The sequence below is a fragment of the Amycolatopsis heterodermiae genome (assembly GCF_034929455.1).
Lineage (GTDB): Bacteria > Actinomycetota > Actinomycetes > Mycobacteriales > Pseudonocardiaceae > Amycolatopsis > Amycolatopsis heterodermiae.
In genome coordinates, this window is the sequence record NZ_JAYFSI010000023.1 from 35,603 (window position 1) to 55,543 (window position 19,941).

General features: G+C 72.1%; 24 protein-coding genes and 1 pseudogene. 14 read left to right on the forward strand and 11 right to left on the reverse strand.

The genetic code is table 11. The features are described 5' to 3' along the window. The first annotated feature begins 41 nt into the window (after nt 1-41). Complete coding sequence (locus VA596_RS48505) at nt 42-1,028, forward strand: LLM class F420-dependent oxidoreductase (RefSeq protein WP_323337442.1); 987 nt, start codon at nt 42-44, stop codon at nt 1,026-1,028. A 13-nt stretch (nt 1,029-1,041) separates the two neighbouring features. Here the strand turns inward: VA596_RS48505 and VA596_RS48510 are convergent, their stop codons facing one another. Together VA596_RS48510 and VA596_RS48515 are read right to left on the reverse strand one after the other, a co-directional pair. Next, nucleotides 1,042-1,437: a rhodanese-like domain-containing protein gene (locus tag VA596_RS48510; protein ID WP_323337444.1), complete on the reverse strand. Its 396-nt coding sequence runs from the start codon at nt 1,435-1,437 to the stop codon at nt 1,042-1,044. Beyond that, complete coding sequence (locus VA596_RS48515; RefSeq protein ID WP_323337445.1) at nt 1,434-1,979, reverse strand: cysteine dioxygenase; 546 nt, start codon at nt 1,977-1,979, stop codon at nt 1,434-1,436. The genes VA596_RS48510 and VA596_RS48515 overlap by 4 nt, the downstream gene beginning before the upstream one ends. Before the next feature lie 332 nt (nt 1,980-2,311). Between VA596_RS48515 and VA596_RS48520 the strand changes: the two genes are divergently transcribed. The 7 genes from VA596_RS48520 to VA596_RS48550 all read left to right on the forward strand — a co-directional run bounded on the left by VA596_RS48520 (nt 2,312) and on the right by VA596_RS48550 (nt 8,240). Beyond that, nucleotides 2,312-3,133: an ABC transporter ATP-binding protein gene (locus VA596_RS48520; protein WP_323337447.1), complete on the forward strand. Its 822-nt coding sequence runs from the start codon at nt 2,312-2,314 to the stop codon at nt 3,131-3,133. Between the two features lie 54 nt (nt 3,134-3,187). Continuing rightward, nucleotides 3,188-3,967, forward strand: coding sequence for an enoyl-CoA hydratase/isomerase family protein (locus tag VA596_RS48525; RefSeq protein WP_323337449.1), 780 nt, complete (start codon nt 3,188-3,190; stop codon nt 3,965-3,967). Between the two features lie 4 nt (nt 3,968-3,971). Then, entirely contained in the window at nt 3,972-4,937 is a 966-nt protein-coding gene (locus VA596_RS48530; RefSeq protein WP_323337450.1) for a class I SAM-dependent methyltransferase, read from the forward strand. Continuing rightward, nucleotides 4,938-6,101, forward strand: coding sequence for a THUMP-like domain-containing protein (locus VA596_RS48535; protein WP_323337451.1), 1,164 nt, complete (start codon nt 4,938-4,940; stop codon nt 6,099-6,101). It abuts the gene before it with no gap. 86 nt (nt 6,102-6,187) lie between these two features. After that, complete coding sequence (locus VA596_RS48540; RefSeq protein ID WP_323337453.1) at nt 6,188-6,952, forward strand: HAD family acid phosphatase; 765 nt, start codon at nt 6,188-6,190, stop codon at nt 6,950-6,952. Nucleotides 6,953-7,015: 63 nt separating this feature from the next. Then, complete coding sequence (locus VA596_RS48545; protein ID WP_323337455.1) at nt 7,016-7,396, forward strand: DUF427 domain-containing protein; 381 nt, start codon at nt 7,016-7,018, stop codon at nt 7,394-7,396. Nucleotides 7,397-7,412: 16 nt separating this feature from the next. Continuing rightward, nucleotides 7,413-8,240, forward strand: a complete 828-nt coding sequence (locus tag VA596_RS48550) for a LysR family transcriptional regulator (protein WP_323337549.1) — start codon at nt 7,413-7,415, stop codon at nt 8,238-8,240. Nucleotide 8,241: 1 nt separating this feature from the next. Here the strand turns inward: VA596_RS48550 and VA596_RS48555 are convergent, their stop codons facing one another. Both VA596_RS48555 and VA596_RS48560 read right to left on the reverse strand, forming a co-directional pair. Next, complete coding sequence (locus tag VA596_RS48555; RefSeq protein WP_323337457.1) at nt 8,242-9,216, reverse strand: chitinase; 975 nt, start codon at nt 9,214-9,216, stop codon at nt 8,242-8,244. 147 nt (nt 9,217-9,363) lie between these two features. Next, nucleotides 9,364-10,074, reverse strand: a complete 711-nt coding sequence (locus tag VA596_RS48560; RefSeq protein WP_323337459.1) for a DUF2306 domain-containing protein — start codon at nt 10,072-10,074, stop codon at nt 9,364-9,366. A 137-nt stretch (nt 10,075-10,211) separates the two neighbouring features. Between VA596_RS48560 and VA596_RS48565 the strand changes: the two genes are divergently transcribed. After that, nucleotides 10,212-11,108 (forward strand): TetR/AcrR family transcriptional regulator C-terminal domain-containing protein, encoded by an 897-nt coding sequence (locus VA596_RS48565; RefSeq protein ID WP_323337461.1) that lies wholly within the window; start codon nt 10,212-10,214, stop codon nt 11,106-11,108. Between the two features lie 10 nt (nt 11,109-11,118). Beyond that, nucleotides 11,119-11,637, forward strand: coding sequence for a GNAT family N-acetyltransferase (locus tag VA596_RS48570; RefSeq protein ID WP_323337463.1), 519 nt, complete (start codon nt 11,119-11,121; stop codon nt 11,635-11,637). Between the two features lie 6 nt (nt 11,638-11,643). On the opposite strand, the gene VA596_RS48575 is transcribed toward VA596_RS48570, so the two are convergent. The 3 genes from VA596_RS48575 to VA596_RS48585 are packed head-to-tail and all read right to left on the reverse strand — an operon-like array spanning nt 11,644 to nt 14,049. Then, nucleotides 11,644-13,074, reverse strand: a complete 1,431-nt coding sequence (locus VA596_RS48575; RefSeq protein WP_323337465.1) for an FAD-dependent monooxygenase — start codon at nt 13,072-13,074, stop codon at nt 11,644-11,646. A gap of 10 nt (nt 13,075-13,084) precedes the next feature. Next, complete coding sequence (locus VA596_RS48580) at nt 13,085-13,660, reverse strand: PadR family transcriptional regulator (protein ID WP_323337466.1); 576 nt, start codon at nt 13,658-13,660, stop codon at nt 13,085-13,087. A gap of 47 nt (nt 13,661-13,707) precedes the next feature. Next, nucleotides 13,708-14,049, reverse strand: a complete 342-nt coding sequence (locus VA596_RS48585; protein WP_323337468.1) for a MarR family winged helix-turn-helix transcriptional regulator — start codon at nt 14,047-14,049, stop codon at nt 13,708-13,710. Nucleotides 14,050-14,051: 2 nt separating this feature from the next. Between VA596_RS48585 and VA596_RS48590 the strand changes: the two genes are divergently transcribed. After that, nucleotides 14,052-14,378 (forward strand): antibiotic biosynthesis monooxygenase family protein, encoded by a 327-nt coding sequence (locus tag VA596_RS48590; RefSeq protein WP_323337470.1) that lies wholly within the window; start codon nt 14,052-14,054, stop codon nt 14,376-14,378. A gap of 2 nt (nt 14,379-14,380) precedes the next feature. Here the strand turns inward: VA596_RS48590 and VA596_RS48595 are convergent, their stop codons facing one another. Continuing rightward, complete coding sequence (locus VA596_RS48595) at nt 14,381-15,202, reverse strand: hypothetical protein (RefSeq protein ID WP_323337471.1); 822 nt, start codon at nt 15,200-15,202, stop codon at nt 14,381-14,383. Nucleotides 15,203-15,468: 266 nt separating this feature from the next. On the opposite strand from VA596_RS48595, the gene VA596_RS48600 reads away from it, so the two are divergent. Further along, the gene (locus VA596_RS48600) at nt 15,469-16,650 is read left to right on the forward strand and encodes an MFS transporter (RefSeq protein WP_323337473.1); all 1,182 of its coding nucleotides are present in this window, start codon (nt 15,469-15,471) and stop codon (nt 16,648-16,650) included. A gap of 11 nt (nt 16,651-16,661) precedes the next feature. Here the strand turns inward: VA596_RS48600 and VA596_RS48605 are convergent. After that, nucleotides 16,662-17,384 (reverse strand): annotated as a pseudogene (locus tag VA596_RS48605) (helix-turn-helix transcriptional regulator); the annotation flags it as partial. 78 nt (nt 17,385-17,462) lie between these two features. Between VA596_RS48605 and VA596_RS48610 the strand changes: the two are divergent. Next, the gene (locus VA596_RS48610) at nt 17,463-18,314 is read left to right on the forward strand and encodes an SDR family oxidoreductase (protein ID WP_323337475.1); all 852 of its coding nucleotides are present in this window, start codon (nt 17,463-17,465) and stop codon (nt 18,312-18,314) included. Here the strand turns inward: VA596_RS48610 and VA596_RS48615 are convergent. After that, nucleotides 18,311-18,937 (reverse strand): winged helix-turn-helix transcriptional regulator, encoded by a 627-nt coding sequence (locus VA596_RS48615; RefSeq protein WP_323337477.1) that lies wholly within the window; start codon nt 18,935-18,937, stop codon nt 18,311-18,313. The two genes, VA596_RS48610 and VA596_RS48615, sit on opposite strands and share 4 nt — an antisense overlap. Before the next feature lie 86 nt (nt 18,938-19,023). On the opposite strand from VA596_RS48615, the gene VA596_RS48620 reads away from it, so the two are divergent. After that, nucleotides 19,024-19,392, forward strand: coding sequence for a VOC family protein (locus VA596_RS48620; RefSeq protein WP_323337479.1), 369 nt, complete (start codon nt 19,024-19,026; stop codon nt 19,390-19,392). 7 nt (nt 19,393-19,399) lie between these two features. Here the strand turns inward: VA596_RS48620 and VA596_RS48625 are convergent, their stop codons facing one another. After that, nucleotides 19,400-19,936, reverse strand: coding sequence for a hypothetical protein (locus VA596_RS48625; RefSeq protein WP_323337481.1), 537 nt, complete (start codon nt 19,934-19,936; stop codon nt 19,400-19,402). Nucleotides 19,937-19,941 lie beyond the last annotated feature (5 nt).

Sequence of the window (19,941 nt, forward strand, 5' to 3'; positions counted from 1 at the left end):
ACCACACCGCGCGACGGCGCTGCCCGCGTTAAGTTGGGGGCATGCGCTTCGGACTCTTCGTCCCGCAGGGCTGGCGGCTGGACCTGGCCGGCATCGACCCCGCGGACCACTGGAAGACCATGCTCGGCCTCGCGAAGCACGCGGAAGCCGGGCCCTTCGAATCGATCTGGGTCTACGACCACTTCCACACCGTGCCGGTGCCGACGGAGGAGGCCACGCACGAGGCGTGGTCGCTGATCTCGGCCTTCGCCGCCGCGACCGACACCATCCGGCTCGGGCAGATGTGCACCTGCATGGGCTACCGCAACCCCGCCTACCTGGCGAAGGTCGCCGCGACCGCGGACACCATCGCCGGCGGCCGCGTCGAGATGGGGATCGGCGCCGGCTGGTACGAGCACGAGTGGCGGGCCTACGGCTACGGCTTCCCGGGCGCCGGCGAGCGGCTCGGGCAGCTCGACGAGGGCGTCCAGATCATGCGGGACCTCTGGACCACCGGAACGTCCACTCTGGACGGCAAGCACTACCAGACCGATGGGGCGATCCTGCGCCCGTTGCCGCCGCAGGAAGGCGGGATCCCGCTGTGGATCGCCGGTGGCGGTGAGAAGAAGACGCTGCGGATCGCGGCGAAGTACGCGAAGTACACCAACTTCGCCGGCGACCCGGAGACGTTCACCCGCAAGTCGGACATCCTCGCGCAGCACTGCAAGGACGTCGGCACCGACTACGACGCGATCGTGCGCTCGGTCAACCACAACGTCGTGATCGGGGAGACCGAGAAGGACGTCCAGGACAAGCTGGCCTGGCTGAAGTCCCACCTGGCGAAGTACGCCCCGGGCGAGGCCGGCGAGGGCTGGTACGCCAACTTCGCGAACGGCCCGACCACCGGCACGCCGGAGCAGGTCACCGAGAAGCTCGCCGAGCTGGGCGCGCTCGGCATGTCCTACGCGATCTTCAACTTCCCCGAAGCCGCGTACGACCGCGCCGGCATCGACCTGTTCACATCGCAGGTCGCTCCCGCGCTGGCCTGAGAACCCGAGGAACCTAGGGAACCGCCGGGCTTCCGCCGGTCTGCACGGGCAGGCCGGCGGAGGCCCAGGCCCGGAAGCCGCCGTCGAGGTCCGTCGCGCGCGGCAGGCCCAGCCGTTGCAGGTCGGCCGCCGCCAGGCTCGACGAGTAACCCTCGTTGCACAGCACGATCACCGTCGAGTCCGGCGTCACCGCGGGCAGCCGCCAGTCGCTGTCCGGTGCCAGCCGCCACTCCAGGTGGATCCGCTCGACGATCACCGCGCCGGGGATCTCACCCTCGGCCTGCCGGTTCGCGTGCGGCCGGATGTCGACGAGCAGCGCGCCCGCCTCCTGCAGCTCGCGGGCCCGGGCCGGGGTGACCCGGTCCAGGCCGGACCGGGCCTTCTCCAGGAACGAGTCGATCGCGCTCATCGGCCGACGATAGCGGGCAGCGGCGGGATTTCGGCCGGGACGTCGGCGAGCGTGGCGTACTCCCGGGTCGGCACCAGCGGCGGCGAGTACGCGTGGACCGTCGCCGCCGGAGTCTCGCCGATGCCGGTGACCTGGTGCGCGCGCCCGGCGCCGAAGCCGAGGCCCTCGCCCGCGGTGTGCGTGCGGCGCCGGACCGGGCCGCCGGGGTAGCGGTACTCCTCGCCGACCTCGCCCTGCAGCACGGTGAACGAGCCGGACGCGCCGCCGTGGTCGTGCGGCTTCGTCTGCTGGCCGGGCAGCCACGACAGCAGCCACAGCTCGACGCCGTCGGTCAGGGCCAGCCGGGCCCACCAGCGCTGGTCCTCGTCGAACCGCAGGATGCCCCGCAGGCCGGCGGTCAGCTCGGTGGTCACGGTGGCGGTCAGCTCCGCCAGCTCACGCGGTGTCCAGAGCAGCCGCGACGGGTGCAGCAGCTCGGGCAGCAGCGGGTCGGTCAGCTGCGGGTGGATCTCGACGGCGGGACGGACGATCGAAGTGGTCAACGCGGGTGCTCCTCGGACGCGAAGTGATCGGGACGCGGGGCCAGCACGGCACCGGCCGCACGCGTCCGGACGAGGACGCGACGGGTCAGCGGAGCCGTGCCGGGGTACACCCGGCCGAAGCGACGAGAAGCAGGTCGATCGCGCGACGGCGCCAGAACGAGCCCCGGGTCACCGGGGGCACGGGCGCGTCTGCCGACATGCTGCCGATCCTGCCACAACGGCGCCGGGACCTACACTTCCGGACTGCGGCGTTCCACGTCGTGGACGTCTCCGACCTGCCGGTTCGCCGTCTCACCCGGGCGGGTGCGCACGCGCGCGCGACGGCAGACAGAATGGGGTTCGTGAGCGAGCCGATCCAGCCCAGCGAACTTGACGACCTCGTGGTCCGGATGGCCGGTGTCGGCGTCCGCCGCGGGACCAACGACCTCCTCGCCGGCCTCGACTGGAACGTCGAACTGGACGAACGCTGGGTGGTGCTCGGCCCGAACGGCGCGGGCAAGACCACCCTGCTGCGCCTGGCCGCGGCCGAGCTGCACCCGAGCACCGGCGAGCTCGACCTGCTCGGCGAGCGCATCGGCAAGGTCAACATCTTCGAGCTGCGCCCCCGCATCGGTTTCACCTCCGCCGCGATCGCCCAGCGCGTCCCGGGCGACGAGCTGGTGAAGGACGTCGTGGTGAGCGCCGGCTACGCGGTGGTCGGCCGCTGGCGCGAGGAGTACGACAAGCTCGACACCGAGCGCGCGACCGAGCTGCTGGGCGCGATGGGCATCGGGCACCTCGCCGACCGGACGTTCGGCACGCTGTCCGAGGGCGAGCGCAAGCGGGCCCTGATCGCCCGGTCCCTGATGACCGACCCGGAGATGCTGCTGCTCGACGAGCCGGCGGCCGGGCTGGACCTCGGCGGCCGCGAGGACCTCGTCGCGCGGCTGTCCGCGCTGGCCCTCGACCCGGACGCGCCGGCCATGGTGCTCGTCACCCACCACGTGGAGGAGATCCCGCCGGGGTTCACCCACGCGCTGCTTCTCCGCGACGGTCACGCGGTCGTGTCGGGCCTCGTCGACGACGTCGTGACCAGCGAGAACCTCTCCAAGACGTTCGACCAGGACCTGGTCTTGGAACGCTCTGGGGATCGCTTCTTCGCCCGCCGTCGCTAGGCTGTCCTTACCCGCCGGTAGCGTGCTGGCAGATCGTCAACGAGGAGGATGGGCGTGGGAGAGTTCGTATCGCTGGAGGTCAAGGACGGGGTCGGCACGATCCGGCTCGACCGGCCGCCGGTCAACGCCCTGAACGCCCAGGTCACCGCCGAGCTGGCGGAGCTCGCCAAGGAGGTCTCCGAGCGCGACGACGTCCGCGCGGTGATCCTCTACGGCGGTGAGAAGACCTTCGCCGGCGGCGCGGACATCAAGGAGATGGCCACCCGCACCTACCCGGAGATCGCGAAGTTCGGCGCCACCCTCACCGGGACGCTCGCCGCGATCGCGAACATCCCGAAGCCGGTCGTCGCCGCGATCACCGGGTACGCCCTCGGCGGCGGCCTCGAGCTCGCGCTGACCGCGGACCGCCGGGTCGCCGGCGACAACGTCAAGGTCGGCCAGCCGGAGATCCAGCTCGGTGTCATCCCCGGCGCGGGCGGCACCCAGCGCCTGGCCCGGCTGATCGGGCCGAGCAAGACCAAGGACATCGTCTTCACCGGCCGGTTCGTCAAGGCGGAAGAGGCGCTGGCGCTGGGGATCGTCGACGAGGTCGTCGCCCCCGACGACGTCTACGCCGTCGCCCACCAGTGGGCGTCCCGGTTCGCGAACGGTCCGGCCGTCGCGCTGCGCGCGGCCAAGGCGGCCATCGACGGCGGCCTCGACACCGACCTCGCGAACGGCCTCAAGCTCGAATCGCACCTGTTCGCCGCGCTCTGGGCGACCGAAGACCAGCAGAACGGCATGAAGTCGTTCATCGAGAACGGCCCCGGCAAGGCCACTTTCGAAGGGAAATGACGCCTTGACCGACGTGAACGACCCGGCCCCGCACCCGCACGCCACCGCGGAGGAGGTCCAGGCCGCCTGGGCCGACCCCAAGCTCGCGAACGTGCTGTACCACGACTGGGAAGCCGGCACCTACGACGAGAAGTGGTCCATCTCCTACGACGAGCGCTGCATCTCGTACGCGACGGACGTGTTCAACGCCGTCGCGGGTGATGACGGCCAGCCGTACCAGCACGCGATGGAGCTGGGCAGCGGCACCGGGTTCTTCCTGCTGAACCTGATGCAGGGCGGCGTCGCCAAGAAGGGCTCGGTCACCGACCTCTCGCCCGGCATGGTGCAGGTCGCGCTGCGCAACGCCGAGAGCCTCGGCCTCGACGTCGACGGCCGGGTCGCCGACGCCGAGCGGATCCCGTACGAGGACAACACGTTCGACCTGGTGGTCGGGCACGCGGTGCTGCACCACATCCCGGACGTCCAGGCGGCGTTCCGCGAGGTGCTGCGCGTGCTCAAGCCGGGTGGCCGGTTCGTGTTCGCCGGTGAGCCGACCAAGATCGGCGACTTCTACGCCCGCAAGCTCGGCCAGTTCACCTGGTTCCTGACGACCCGGGTGACGAAGCTGCCCGCGCTGAGCGGCTGGCGGCGTCCGCAGGAGGAGCTCGACGAGTCCTCGCGCGCCGCCGCCCTCGAAGCCGTCGTCGACATCCACACCTTCGACCCGTCGGAGCTGGAGACGATGGCTCGCGGCGCCGGGGCCCAGGACGTCCGCGCGGTCACCGAGGAGTTCGCCGCGGCGCTGGCCGGCTGGCCGATCCGGACGTTCGAAGCCGCGGTGCCGCAGGAGAAGCTGACCGTCCGGTGGCGGCTGTTCGCCTACAAGCTGTGGCTGCGGCTGTCCGCTGTGGACAAGAAGCTGCTGGCGAAGGTGCTGCCGCGCGAGCTGTTCTACAACGTGATGATCACCGGGACCAAGCGGCCGTCCTGAGTGGGCTATTCCTTCACCCTCGGCGACGTCGCCCACCTGCGCTCCGGCGCGGGTGAGGCGGCGCTCGCCGAGGTCGCGGCGCGGCCGCTGACCGACCACATCGCCGACGTCGCCGCCGTGCGCCGCGTCGTCGGCGAAGAGCGCGCGGCCGCCGTGCTGGAAACCGTGCTTCTGCGCCGGAAAGCCGTCGGCAAACTGTCCGGTGTGGACTGGCTGTTCACCTCGGACGCGCTTCAGCAGGCGAGTGCTTCCCTGGTCGCGCGGCACCGGGCTTCCCGGCTCGCGGGGCTGGACGTCCACGACGTCACGTGCTCGGTCGGGGCCGACCTGGTCGAGATCGCCCGGGTGGCGAAGCGCGCCCTCGGGTCCGATGTGGACCCGGTGCGGCTGGCGATGGCGCGGCACAACGGCGTCTCCGCGGGCGTCTCGTTCGGGCTCGCGCAAGCCGACGCGCTGCGGCCGGTGAGCCGCTCCGGCGTGGTCGTCGCCGACCCGGCCCGGCGTGACTCCGCCGGACGCCGGGCCTGGAAACCCGCCGACTTCACCCCGCCACTCGACGGCCTGGTCGAGGCGTACCCGGGGCGTCCGCTGTCCGTGAAGTGCGCGCCGGGCCTCGACTTCGCGATCGCGCCGTGGGCGGACGAGGTCGAGCTGGTGTCCCTCGACGGCCAGGTGCGCGAGTCCTGCCTGTGGCGCGGCCTGGGCACGGGCGTCACCCGGCGGGCGAGCGTGCTGCGCTCGGACGGGACACAGTGGACGGTCACCGACGCCGAACCGGACGACCTGCCGGCGCGGGCGCCGGGGGAGTGGATCGTCGACCCGGACGGTGCCGTCGTGCGGGCCGGCCTGGTCCGCCACTACGCGGCGCGGCACGGGTTGTGGCAGCTGGACGAGCGCATCGCCTACCTGACCGGGGACACACCGCCGCCGGGGGTGCGCGCGTTCCGCGTGCTGGAGCAGGGCCCGTACAGCGAAAAGGCGCTGAAGGCCGTCCTCAAGCGACACGACGTCGGACGGCTCGAGATCCTGATTCGCGGCCTGGACGTCGACCCGGACGCGTTGCGCCGCAGGCTCAAACCACGCGGTTCGGCGGAAGCTTCGGTGGTGTTGACGCGGATCGGCCGCGCGCCGGTGGCGTTCGTGTGCCGCGCCGAGCGGGTTTAGGTGAACAGGAACCAACGTAGGGTGGAACTCCAGGTGAACGTGACGTAGGTTCCCTCCGTCGTCAAGTCTGCACTGGAGGGTCGCCCGTGTCCGGAAAATGGTCAGGTCTCGTCAAGCTCGCCGCCGCCGCGGCGATCGGCGCCACCGTCGCTTCGGGGGCCACCGCGCTGGCCGGCTCGGACGACGCCACCGCCGCCCGCGCCAAGGAACCGGCCAACATCGGCCAGGTCAAGAACGACGTCAAGGCCTACTACGGCGACTACCTCGACGCCGCCGGCAAGCACCACTACTCCGACACGAGCCGGTTCGTGAAGGACACCAAGAACGTCGTCGCCGACGCGAAGCGCTACCTGCAGCAGCAGCTGGGCTGGGTGAAGAACCCGGCGATCGTGCTGGACGTCGACGACACCTCCGAGGTCACCTACGGCTGGGAGGCCGACAACGACTTCGGCTTCGACCCGGTCAAGCAGCAGCAGGCCATCGACAACGGCACGTTCACGGCCAACAAGCCGGTGCTGGAGCTGAGCAACTGGGCCGCGCAGCACGGCGTCAAGGTCTACTTCCTGACCGGCCGCAACGAGCTGCAGGGCCCGCAGTCGCTGAAGAACCTCGCGAACGAGGGCTTCCCGGCCCCGGCCGGCGCGTTCTTCAAGCCGAAGGTGACCGCGCCGGACTACCTGCCGTGCGGCCTGACCTGCAACACCGTCCAGTACAAGTCGGGCACGCGGGCGCACATCGAGGCGACCGGCGCGAAGATCGTGCTGAACCTCGGTGACCAGTTCAGCGACCTCGAAGGCGGCTACGCGCTGCGTCCGGTCAAGCTGCCGAACCCGATGTACTACCTGCCCTGACGGCGGAATAACCGCCGGGTCCCGGGTGCTGCTCCCAGTACACGACCTTTTCGAGGAGCTGACATGCCGGAGAAGAAGGTGCTGGTCCCGGGCCCGGACCACCCGATCACCGTCGAGCCGACGAAGGCGCGCGTGGTGGTCAAGGCGGGCGGGCGCGTGGTGGCCGACAGCCGCAACGCGCTGACGCTGCAGGAGTCGAACTACCCGGCGGCGCAGTACATCCCGCGGGCGGACGTCGACTTCAGCCTGCTGGAGCGGACCGACCACGAGACGTACTGCCCGTACAAGGGCGACAGCAGCTACTACAGCCTGAACGCCGGTGACGTGCAGGCGGAGAACGCGATCTGGACGTACGAGAAGCCGTACGACGCGGTCGCGGCGATCAAGGACCACGTCGCGTTCTACCCGAACGTCGTGGACTCGATCGAGCTGATCGAGGACTGAGCTGGACCTCGACCTGCTGCGGACGTTCCTCGCGGTCCACCGCGCGGGCTCGCTGACCGGTGCGGCACCGTCGCTGGGCTTGTCCCAGCCGACGGTGACCGCGCAGGTCAGGGCCCTGGAGGAGCAGCTCGGGCAGCAGCTGTTCGTCCGGCGCGCGCGAGGCGTCACGCCGACCTCGGTGGCCGACGAACTGGCGGCCCGCATCGCCCCGCACGTCGACGCGCTTTCTTCCTTGACCGTCGGCGGGGTCGACCCGTTCGCCGCGCCTGTCCACCTGGCCGGACCGGCCGAGCTGACGACGGTCCGGGTTCTCCCCGCACTGGCGGGTCTGGTCGCCTCCGGCCTCAAGCTGCGAGTGAGCTTCGGCCTGGCCGACGACCTCCTGGCCGGGCTGACGCAACGCCGCTACGACCTGGTGATTTCGACGATCCGGCCTCGTGGCCGCTTCACGGCCACCCCGCTGACCGACGAGGAGTTCGTCCTGGTCGGCCCCCGCGGCTTCACCGGCGACCCGCGGACGGCGCCCCTGGTGGCGTACGCCGAGGACCTGCCGATCATCCGCCGCTACTGGCGTTCGGTGCTGGGCGTGCGCCCGCCACCCGGACCCGCGGTGGTGGTCCCTGACCTGCGGGGTGTGCTGGCGTGCGTGCTCGCGGGCTTCGGCGTCAGCGTGCTGCCGCGGTACTTGTGCGCGGCGGAACTGGCGTCGGGCTCGCTGGTCGCTTTGCTGGACCCGGCCGAGCCGCCGATCAACACGCTCTTCGTGGTGACTCGGGTGGAACCCTGCCGGGCCGGGCCCGCGGCAGTGCGGGACGCCCTGCTCGCGGACGCCGCCCGGTGGTGACTCAGCCCGTGTAGCCCGCGAAGATCTTCGCGAACTCGTACTTCGCCTGCGGCACGTTGGTGCACTTGTACAGCGCGCCCGTGCACGCGTTGGCGTCGCGGCCCGCCTCCCAGAACGACAGCATGCCCAGGTGGACCGTCTTGGCGAACGCCACCAGCGCCTTCGCGTCCTTCTGGTAGAAGATCTCGTTCTGCGAGTCGTTGACGCCGATCATCGGGGTGACGCCGACCTTCTTCCACGCCGCCGCGTCGCTCAGGCCGTACAGCGACTTCAGCTGCGCCTGCGTGGCCTTGGCCGCCGAAATCGCCTTAGCGCCCTGGTCGCCCGCGCCCTGGTAGTAGTCCATCGCCATGATGTTGACCAGGTCGAGGTTCACCCCGGCGTCCTTGGCGGCCTTGACGACGTTGAGCCCGTTCGCGTCGAGGCCGGTCGGCAGCGCCGGCAGGGTCAGCGAGATCTTCAGCCCCGGGTTGTTGTTCTGCAACGTCTTCAGCGCCTGCGAGCGGCGGCTGATCGACGCCGGGTCGGCGACGGCCGCGCCCTCGATGTCGAAGTCGGCGTACTTCAGGCCGTACGCCTTGACGACCGCGTCGTACTCGGCCGCGACCTGGGCCGACGTGCTGCACGCCTGGGCCAGCTCGATGCCGGACGCGCCGCCGAAGGAGATCTTGACGTCGCCGCCGGCGTTGCGGATCTTGGTGATCTCGTCCTTCTGCCACGCCGTGCGCGGGTCGTAGGCGCCGAACCAGCTGGCCTTGCAGCCGTAGGAGTTGACGAAGGCGAGGGTGAAGCTCTTGACGCCGCTCGCGGCGGACATCGCCGACAGGCTGGGTGTCGGCCACGCCCCCATGTCGACGTAGGGGCCGACCGGGATCGGCGAGCCGGCCGCGGCGCCGGCGGGTGCCGCGAACCCGGTGGCCAGCACGGCCAAACCGCCCAGGGCGGCCAGGAGCGGACGGAGACGGGACAGACGCATGGGGGACCTCCACGACGACGAACGCGGCGGCGGGAATTCCTGTCCTAATTGGTATAGACCATTAATGTGGTCCGGACCATAGGCCGTTCGGGGGCATGACCGCCGGTGACGGGCGGAACCGGCCCCGGAGACCGGTTCCACCCGTGCTCACGCGGCCGCCGGAGTGCGACGGCGCCCCCGCTCCAGCCACCACTGGGCGATCAGGAAGGGGATCACCCAGCCCGTCCACGTCGTGACCCCGGCGATCGCCTGGCCCATCGCCAGCTCGCTGCCGCCGAACGTCGTGTCCAGCTGCGGCGCGAACACGATCGCCCACAGCACGCCCCAGATCCGGTTGCTGATGATGGACATGCACAGCACGAAGCTGCGGATCATCCAGCGCCGGTGGTCGCCGAAGCGCCGGGCGCGCGCCATCCGGTAGCCCTGCACGGTGCAGCCGAACCAGAGCGTCGCGAGCAGGACGTTCGACACCGCCCCGACCGGCCCGAACGGCGCGGCGACGGCGATCGCGAAGCCCGCGATGGACGCCGGGATGGCGCCCGCGAAGACGTACACGCGGCCGGTCCGGCGGTGCACCACCGGGTGCTTCCGCCGCAGCCACGGCCAGATCTGCAGCGAGCAGGTCACCATCGCGATGGTCGCGAAGCCGATGTGCGTCACCAGCACCGGGTAGTACCAGCCGACGCCCGCCGGGGCCGGGATCCGCGACTCGGCGGGGTCCAGCCCGAGGTAGGGCGGCAGCGAGTACACCAGGAACACGGTGACCAGCAGCCCCAGCGGGAACACCCACGGGCGCCGCCACCACGCTGTGCTGCGCCGGGCCTCCCCGGTCGACGCCGGCTTCTCGGTCGTGGTCATGCCGTCCCCCTGTCTCTTACGGTGTATCCGCACCGTATTGACCAGCGGGAGGACGCGACAATCCTTGCTGACGACAATGGGGGAGTACCCTGAAACCGTTCTAGGTGTGAGGGGGAAGTGTTCTAGTACGGATCGGGGTGTTCGTGGCCGAGCAGGCGCCGTACCTGCGGATCGCGGCGGACCTGCGCCGCCGGATCACCGCCGGTGAGCTGAGGCCCGGCGAGCGCGTGCCGTCCACCCGGTCGCTGGTCCGCGAGTGGGGCGTGGCCATGGCAACCGCGGCGAAGGCGCTGACCGTGCTGGGTGAGCAGGGCTGGGTGCGCGCGGTGCCGGGCAGCGGCACCGTGGTGAGCGACCGGACCCCGCAGAAACCCCCGCTGGGCCGCGCGCGGCTCGTCCGCGCGGCCATCGCGCTGGCGGACGCCGAGGGCCGCGGGGCGCTGTCGATGCGCCGGCTCGCCGCCGAGCTCGGGGTCGGGCCGATGGCGCTGTACCGGCACGTCCCGGACAAGGAGGAGCTGGTGCGGCTGATGGCCGACACCGCGCTCGGCGCCGAGGAGCTGCCCGAACCGGGGCCGGCCGAGTGGCGCCCGCGGCTGGAGCTGGCCGCGCGGACGCAGTGGCGCGCGTACCGGCGGCACCCGTGGCTGGCGCCGGTGATGCTGCACTCGCTGGTGCGGCCGCCGGTCGTCGCGAGCGGGCTGCGGCTGGTCGACTGGATGCTGCGGGCGCTGGCCGGCACCGGGCTGCACCGCCGCACGCGGCTGCAGGTGATCATGACGCTCAACGGCTGGGTCGGCGGGCTCGCCGTCAGCCACGCGTTCGAGGTCGAGGCCGAGCTGGACACCGGCATCACCGGCTCCCAGCGGCTCGAGGCCGACATGGCCGTGCTGGTCGGGCACCTGGAGTCGGGCCGGTTCCCGGCGCTCACCGAGACGATCACCGGGCTGAGCGACGTCGACCTCGACGAGGCGTTCGAGTTCGGCCTCCGGGTGCAGCTCGACGGGATCGCCGTGCTGCTCAAGGAGTCCTAGACTCGGCGCGATGCGCATCACCACGGAACGGCTGACGCTGCACCCCTGGTCCGACGACTTCTTCGACGACCTGTTCGCGATGGCCCAGGTGCCCGAGACCGTCCGGTACGTCGGCACCGGCGAGCCGTGGACCCGCGAGTACACCCTCGCCAAGCACCGCGCGACGATCGAGCACTGGGCCGAGCACGGCTTCGGCTGGTTCGCCGTGTCGGCGGCGCCCGGTTCGTTCGACGGCGTGGTCGCGCTGGTGTGCCGCGACGGCGTCGAGTCGGGCATCGGGCATCCCGCGGTGGAGATGGGCTGGTGGATCGCGCGGCCGTGCTGGGGCCGCGGTTACGCGACCGAGGCGACGAAAGCGGTGCGGGACCACGTCTTCGCGTCCGGGTTCGCGGACCGGCTGCTGGCGGTCTACGAGCCGGCGAACGAGGCGTCGGGCCGGGTCGTCGAGAAGCTGGGGTTCACGACGCACAGCACGTTCACCCTCGAGGGACGGCGGGAGCGGCGGGCGGTGCTGGACCGCCCGCGCTGACCCGTCCTACGCCGTCGCCGGAACCGGGACGTCGCCCACCCAGCGGTGGATCGCCTCCGCCAGGCCGGTGCCGTCCGAGCCGGTCGTCAGCCAGGCGACGTGCCCGTCCGGGCGCAGCAGCAGCGCCCGTACGTCCGAAGTGGACTGTGCGGCGACCACGTCGATTCCCGGTGACCACGCGGCGAAGTGGTGATCGTCGGTCAGGTCCAGCAGTACCGGACGTCCCGGGTGCAGCAGGGCGGCGAGGTGCGTTTCGGGGCCCCGCAACGGGATGTCCGGCGCGAGTCGGCCGAGCCACGGGTGGTCCCCGGGTTCGTAGCGGGCGTCGAGCCCGGTGATGATCTCGGCCAGCGCGCGGTTGCCGCCCGGGTGCGCGGCGACGCGGCGCATCAGGTCGGCCAGCGGTTCCGGCCCGGCCTCTTCGAGCGCGACCTGCGCGCGGGTGTTGGCCAGGATGTGTTCCCCCGCCGCGTGTCGCTCGGTGTGGTAGCTGTCGAGCAGGCCGTCCGGCGCGGTCCCGCGCACCGTCGCGGCGAGTTTCCAGCCGAGGTTGAACGCGTCGTCGAGGGCGACGTTGACGCCGATCGCCCCGGCCGGCGGGTGGATGTGCGCGGCGTCGCCGGCCAGCAGGACGCGGCCCTCGCGGTAGCGCTCGGCCAGCCGCGCGGCGTCGCCGAACCGGGTCAGCCAGCGCGGTGCGCGCAGCTCGACGTGCCGGCCGAGCACGCTGTCCACTTGGGACTGGAGCCGGCCGAGCGTGACCGGGGTGTCCTTGTCCGCGGGCGGATCGTCCTCCCGCACGACGATCCGGACGTACCCCGGTCGCGGGATGACGAACAGCGTCCGGCCGTCCGGTCCGGCCGAAACCCCGTACGGCAGCTCGCATTCGACGTCGCCGAGCAGCGCGAACCACCGGGCGTCGACGCCGGGGAAGCCGATCCCGGCCTGCTTGCGCACGGTGCTGCGCCCGCCGTCGCAGCCGACGAGGTACCGCGCGCGGATCGTCCGTCCATTGTCGATTTTGACGGTGACGCCGTCCTCGTCCTGGGTGAAGCTCTTCAGTTCGTGACCGGGCAACAGGTCCGCGCCGAGTTCCCGTGCCCGCGCCTCCAGGACCTCTTCGACGCGGGTCTGCGGGATGCCGAGCGAGAACGGGTGGTCGGTCGCGGCGCCGTCGAGCAGCAGTGGCCCCGGCATCCCGGTGGCCGGCGCGTGCGGCACCCGGTGGCCCTCGGCGACCAGGCCTTCGGCCAGCCCGCGCCGGGCCAGCAGGTCGAGCGAGCGTGAGTTCAGGTTGAAACCCCGGCAGTACGGCGGCTTTTCCGGGTTCCGTTCGACGACGGTGGTGCGCACGCCGGCGAGCGCGAGCTCCGCGGCGAGCAGCAGGCCGGCGGGTCCGGCGCCGGCGACGAGGACGTCGGTTTCGAGATCGGGCACGGTCTTCCCCTCAGAAGTGTTCGGGCCAGGGCAGGGAGCCACTGCGGATTTCGGCGGCGGTGTGGCGCGCCCAATGGAGTTCGGCCTGCCACGCGTGCTTGACGTACTCGACCTCGATCATGAACAGCCGCGGCGCCCCCTGGCCGACCGTGTCCGCCAGCGCCGTCTCCGCGCCTTCGACCCGTTCGGCGAGGTGCCGGGCGCGTTCCTCCAGCGCGTCGGCGGCCCGCTCCGGGCCGAGCGCGCCGAGGTAGGCCACGGCCGCGACGAACTTCGGGTACTCGTCGACCGGGACGCGCACCAGTTCGTCGAGCCACGCGACGAACTCCTGCCGGCCGAGCTCGGTGTGGGCGTAGACGGTCCGCTCCGGCCGGTTGCCCTCCCGGACCGTCTCGACGGGCTCGATCCAGCGGTGCTTGGCCAGGGACTCCACGGTGTCGTAGAGCGAGCCGGGGTTGATCTTGAAGCTGGTGTCCTTGTTGCGTTCGCGCAGCGTGGACGCCATTTCGTACGGGTGCATCGGGCGTTCGAGCAGCAGGCCCAGCAGGGCCAGCGCCAGGGTGTTGCGGATCTTGCGGGCTGCCATGGTCGTCAGTCGCTCCCTATTAGTCGGTTCCGACTATACGGGTCCGGTCAAGTCAGGTTCGCGACGCAGATACGCATCCGCGTCTCGGCCTCGGCGACGAGCTCGTCGGCGGCGTGCAGCTTCGCGCGGCCGGACGTCGTCAGGGTCACGGGCCGGGCGCGCCCGGTGGTCGCCTGCTCGGCCACGGTGACCAGGCCGGCCGACCGCAGCCCACCGAGGACGTCCCGCAGCGACTGCCGCGTGACGAAGGTGATCCGGGCAAGTTCGGCCGACGACGCGCCGGGTGGTCGTCGAGCGCGGAGTACGGTGTACTGCGACATTGACAGCTCGAGCGGCCGCAGCCGGTCGGTGCAGGCCTGGTTCAGCGCCAGCTGGGCGCCTAGGAGCACGCATGGCAACCACGACGATCGACACCGAAGCGAAGCTGACGACCCTGATCAACGTCTTCACGGTCGAGCCCGCGCGGCAGCATGAGCTGGTGGACCTGCTGACCGAGGCGACCGAAGAGACGATGCGGCACCAGCCGGGCTTCGTCTCGGCGAACATCCACGCCGGCGCCGACGGCACCCGCGTCGTCAATTACGCGCAGTGGGAGAGCGAAGGCGCGTTTCGCGCGATGCTCGCCGACCCCGCGTGCCAGGGGCACATGAAGGCGGCGCTGGACATCGCGCAGGCCGACCCGCAGCTGTACACCGTCGAGTCGGTGCACCACATCTGAGGTCAGCGCACGTCGAGCGCCGTCACCCCGGAGACGTACCGGCCGCCCTTGACGTCGCCCAGCGGGACGAGCCGCGGCAGCGTGAGCGCGGTGCCGTCCTCCGCGGTGGACAGCAGCAGCGGCCGCCCGCCCGTGGACTCCTCGGCGAGCGTGACCGCGGCGCCGTACCCGTCGTCGCCGACCGCGACCACCGTGGTGTCCGGCCGCGGCAGGACGCCGGCGACCAGCAGGACCAGCCGGAGCGACGGCCCGGTTTCGGTGTGCGTCTGCTGGCCTGTCCCCGACGCGAAGGTCGCGGTCACGGTGCGGGAGGGCAGCAGCTTCAACAGCGACGGCGGCAGCGTGACGGACCGGTGCGCGGTCGTGATCCGTACCGCCCGCTCGGCCTTCTGGGCCGCGGACACGGCGACCCGGACGGACCGGACGTCGTCCACGCGGCGGCTGCGGTCGCGGTCGCCGGGGACGACGAGGTCGACGTCGCGGCCGGTGGTGAGCACGGCGGGGTGGTTGCCGAAGGCCGGGTCGAGTTCGGCGAGGGCAAAGGTGACCGAGCGGTGCGCGGCGCCGGTGACCGTCACGGTCACGCGCAGCGCGGTGTTCTTGCCCGGCGGCAGGACGGGCGCCGCGGCGGCGACCACCTTGGTCAGGTCGACGCCGGTGACCTGCGGATACGTCGTCTCGCCGAGCGCTTTCAGCTGAGCGCTGGTGTAGGACGCCGGAGTCGTCACCGCGCCTTCGACGGTGAGCGTCCGGGTCGACGCCCCGGCGGCGGTCGTGGTCCCGGCGAGCAGCACGGTCGTCAGGGCGAGTACGCGGAACAGCATCCGACCTCCCAGATCCCGCAGATGCGGAGCGAACGCCGAAGTTTAGCCGCTTTCGAGCCATTCCTTGGCAAGCTGTTCGGCGCCCGGCACAACCAGGCTTCGGTCAGCACCTCGCCGAGCGTCGGCACGTCGACGCGGTCGAGTTCGACGAGGATCGGTGGGAAACGGCAAGCGCTCTCCTCGGTCACCTACGGGAGCCCGCGCGCGATCCGGCCGGCGTCTTCCCGGCTCGCCACGGACGTCAGGGCAATCCGTAGGGTGGCCGCATGGCGGGGGAGCTGAAGCGCGCCCGGCTGGGGGTCTCGGTCGTGTTCGCGGTCTGCGGCGCGGCGTTCGCGACCTGGCTGGCCCGGGTGCCGGCGGTGCAGGCGCAGCTGGGGTTGAGCACCGGGCAGCTGGCGACGGGGTTGTTCGGGCTGGCCGCCGGGTCGGTGCTGGCGCTGCTCGGTGCCGGCGCGCTGCTCGCCCGGATCGGCAGCCGCGCGGCCGTCGTGCTCGGCGCCGTCGTGCTGTGCGCCGGACTGCCGCTGGTCGCGTTCGCCTGGTCGGCGCCGGTGTTCGTCGCCGCGCTGGTCGTGCTCGGCGTCGGCAACAGCCTGCTCGACGTCGCGATGAACGCGCACGCGGCGCGCGTCGAGGAGGGGTACGGCCGGCCGATCTTCGCCGGATTCCACGCCTTCTGGAACATCGGCGGCCTCGCGGGCTCCGGCGTGGACGCGCTGATGGAGGCCGCGCACGTCCCGGTGTCGGTGCACTTCCCGATCGCCGGCGCGATGCTGCTGGCACTCGCGTTGTGGGCCGCGCGCACGCGGTTCCTCACCGGCGCGGATCGCGGTCAGGGTGAGGCGGCGTTCGCGTGGCCGAGCCGTGCGCTGGTGCCGCTCGGCGTGATCGCGTTCTGCGGGTTCGTCGCCGAGGGCGCGGTCAACAGCTGGAGCGCGGTGTACCTCGCCGACGTCACGGGCGCGGCACCCGCGTTGGCGTCGCTGGGCTATTTCGCCTTCTCGACGACCATGATCGCGATCCGGCTGGTCGCGGACCGGATCGTCGCACGGACGGGCGCGGTGCGGTTCGCCCGCGTGGCCACGGCGGTCGCGGTGCTGGGGTTCGCCGTGGTCCTGTTCGCGCCGTGGCCGGTCGCGGTGGTGCTGGGCTTCGCCGTGGTCGGGCTCGGCGTGGCCGGGATCGTGCCGATCGCGTGGAGCGTGGCGAGCCGCAAGCAGGCGGACAGGCCGGGCCAGGCGGTGGCTGCCGTCGCCGCCTGCGGTTACCTCGGGTTCCTCGTCGAGCCGGTGCTGGTCGGGGCGCTGGCGACGCGGGTCGGGCTGCACTGGGCGTTGTCGTCGGCGGTCGTGGTGACGCTCGGGATCTTCTTGCTCGCCCCCTCACTGAGGGAGGCCAGCCGTCGCAGCCCTTCGGCCGACGAAGTGCCCGGCGCCGCGGTGTAGACGAGCAGCCGGTGCTCGTGGCCCGGGACCGCGAGGATCTCGCAGTCCAGCTCCAGCGCCCCGGCCACCGGGTGCACGGTCCGCTTGGTCAGCGTCCGCTGCACTTCGACCTCCCGCTCGGCCCACAGCCGGGCGAACTCCGGGCTCGTTTCCCGCAGCTCGTCCACGAGGGAGCGGACCGCCGGATCGGCCGGGTACCGCCCGCCCGCGCGCAGGTCCGCGACGCACAGCCGGGCCAGGTCCAGCCGGTTGCCGGTGATCGTGTCTCCGGTGTCGAACAGCCGTCGCAGCCGGTTGCGGCGCCGCGGCGGCCACGCCGTCGGGTCACCGATCAGCGCGACGAGCATCCGGTTCCAGGCGACCATGTCGAAACCGGCGTCGATCACCATCGCCGGCACGTCACCGAGGCGCTCGAGCAGCCGCAGGACGTTGGCGGGCACCTCGCGCGGCGGGGTCATCGGCACCGGGTGGGTCAGCCGCCGGAGGTAGGCGTGCTCGTCGCCGGTCAGCCGCAGCGCCCGGCCGAGCGCGGTCAGGACCTGCTCCGACGGCCGTGGCCCGCGGCCCTGTTCGAGCCGCACGTAGTAGTCGACGGAGATCCCGGCCAGCAGCGCGACCTCCGCCCGCCGCAACCCCGGCGTCTGCCGCCGCGGGCCGGGCACCAGCCCGACGTCGGCCGGTCGCAGCCGGTCGCGGCGGCTGCGCAGGAAACCGCTCAGTTCCACCCTGTCCACGGTGCCATCATCACCCCGCCCCGGGGTGGTACCGGTTGGCCTACCCCGGCCGGCCGGATCGGGACCAGCCTGGGAAGCATGACGATTCTGGTGACCGGAGCCCGCGGGAACGTCGCCCGCGCGCTGGTGGGAAAGCTGCTGGACGCGGGGCAGGACGTACGGGCGGCCGGACGGGACCCGGGCCGCGCCCGGCTGCCCGGCGGCGTCGAGGTGGTGGCGGCCGACCTGTCCCGGCCCGAAAGCTGGGAGGCCGCGCTGAACGGCGTCACGAAGGTGTTCCTGTACGCCGGGACGGCGGGGCTCGGCGGGTTCCTCGCCCACGCGGGCGGCCTGGCGCAGGTGGTCTTGCTGTCCGCGGCGGGCGCCGATCCCGCGTCGGAAGACGCCATCACCCGCGCCCACGGCGAAGCCGAACAGGCCGTGCGCGACTCAGGGATCCCGTGGACCTTCCTGCGTCCCGTCGGGTTCGCGGCCAACCGGTTGCTGTGGGCCGAGGCGATCCGGTCGGCCGGCGTGGTGCGCGACCCGTTCCCGGACTCGCAGGCGGCGTTGATCCACGAAGCGGACATCGCCGCCGTCGCCGTGTGCGCGCTGACGTCGTCCGGGCACCTCAAAGCGGCGTACACGCTGACCGGGCCCGAATCGCTGACCGTGCGGCGCCACGCCGAGCTGATCGGCCACGCCATCGGCCGTCCGGTCAGCGTCGAACGCCAGGACCTCGACGACTACCGCCGCGAGCTGACGACGGCGTTCGAGGCCCGGGGCCTGGGCACGGTCGGCTCCGCGGACGTCGTCGAAGCGCGGATCCGGAGGCTGGCGGCGCTGGTGGACCGGCCGCAGCCGACCACGGAGACCGTCCTGGAAGTGACCGGCCGGCCGGCTCGCGGCTTCGCCGTCTGGGCCGAGGACCACGCCGCCGAGTTCGCCTAAGCGTGCTCGCGCAGCAGCTTGCGGACGGCCTTCTTGCTGCCCTCGATCTCGACGCGGCCGTCCGCGATCGCGGCGTCGAAGCCGGCCGGGTTCTCGAGGAGGGCGTTCAACGTGACGGGATCGGTCCGGACGACGGCGTCCGGTGCCGCGGGTTCGCCCGGCTCGACGGTCAGCCGGCCGGGTTCGGTGCGGACCGTCCACACGCGACTGTCCAGTTCGACGCGGTAGCAAGCCGAACCGCGCGGGCGGGCGGAGCCGCGGAGGAACAGCAGCACGGACGTCGCGCCGAGCGTCGCGGGCTCGGGGAGCGGGACGTTCACGGCCCAGGCGCCCAGCGCGAGCACGATCGGCTCCAGCTCGCGGCCCCACGCGGTCAGCTCGTAGACCGTCGAACCGGCGGGCGGCGGTAGCGTCCGGCGGGTCACGACGCCCCGGCCCTCAAGCTCGCGGAGCCGGTCGGTGACCAGGTTCGAGCTGGCGCCCGGCAGCGCGCGGCGGACGTCGGAGAACCGTTGCGGCCCCAGTAAAAGCTCGCGCACGACGAGCAGGGCCCATCGCTCCCCGACGACGTCGAGCGCGCGGGCGGTGGCGCACGCGTCTCCGTAGGTCCGGCTGGTCGGCATGGAGCTAATTTACAACTCCGAGGTTGTTTTTAACAACTAGTTTAGCCTACGGTGAAGCTCCGGACGTCGAACGGAAGGAACCGGCCATGGCCGCCCCCGTCGTGCACTTCGAGATCATCGGCACCGACCCGGCGCGCCTGCGCGGGTACTACGCCGAGCTGTTCGGCTGGGAGTACGACACGTCCGGCCCGGTGTCGGACCAGGTGTCGGAGCCGGGCGACTACGGCTTCGTGGAAACAGGTGGCATCCCCGGCGGAGTGGGCGGCGGCGCGTCCTTCGCGCGGCAAACCGTGTTCTACGTGGGCGTTCCGGACGTCGCGGCCGCGCTGGAGCAGGCCGAACGCCTCGGCGGCAAGCGCCGCATGGGCCCGGACCGCGCGCCCGGCCGCGACCTGGTCGTCGCCCACTTCACCGACCCGGAGGGCAACCTGATCGGCCTCGCCGGGCCGGCCTGACGAGGGCTCAGCGCTCCTCGGCCGTGCCCTGGACGTCGGCGCGGCACGCCTCCAGGAACCGTTCGCCCGCTTCGCTGATCCCCGTCAGCACCCGGTCGAGGCTTTCCCGCTGCACCAGCGGTTCCCCGGCATCCAGTTCGGCGAAGACGCCGTTCACCCCGTTGCGGGCGGCCTTCCACAGCTCCTTGCCGCGGCGGCGTGGTTCGTCGGTGCCGAACAGCTCCACCTGGTTGTAGGCCTTGCGAAGCTCGTTGCGGCGTTCGCGCCACCGGGCCTCGATCGCGGGTCGGTCCTCCTGCAGCCCAATGAACTCTGACCGGATCAGCTGGAACGCTTCCTCGCTCGCCGTCGACAGGCCCGCGTAGGCCTTGACCCGCTCGTCGCGCAGCCAGTTGGCCTGGTCCGTGGCCCGCTTCTGCGCTTCGACCCGCTGGGTCGCCTTCAGCTTCCGGCTCTCCACGAACGTGTTCGTCAGCAGGGTGAGCACCACCCCGCCGAGCGTCGCGCCCACGGTGATCAGCTGCGTGGTCGTCCCCGAGTCCATGCCGG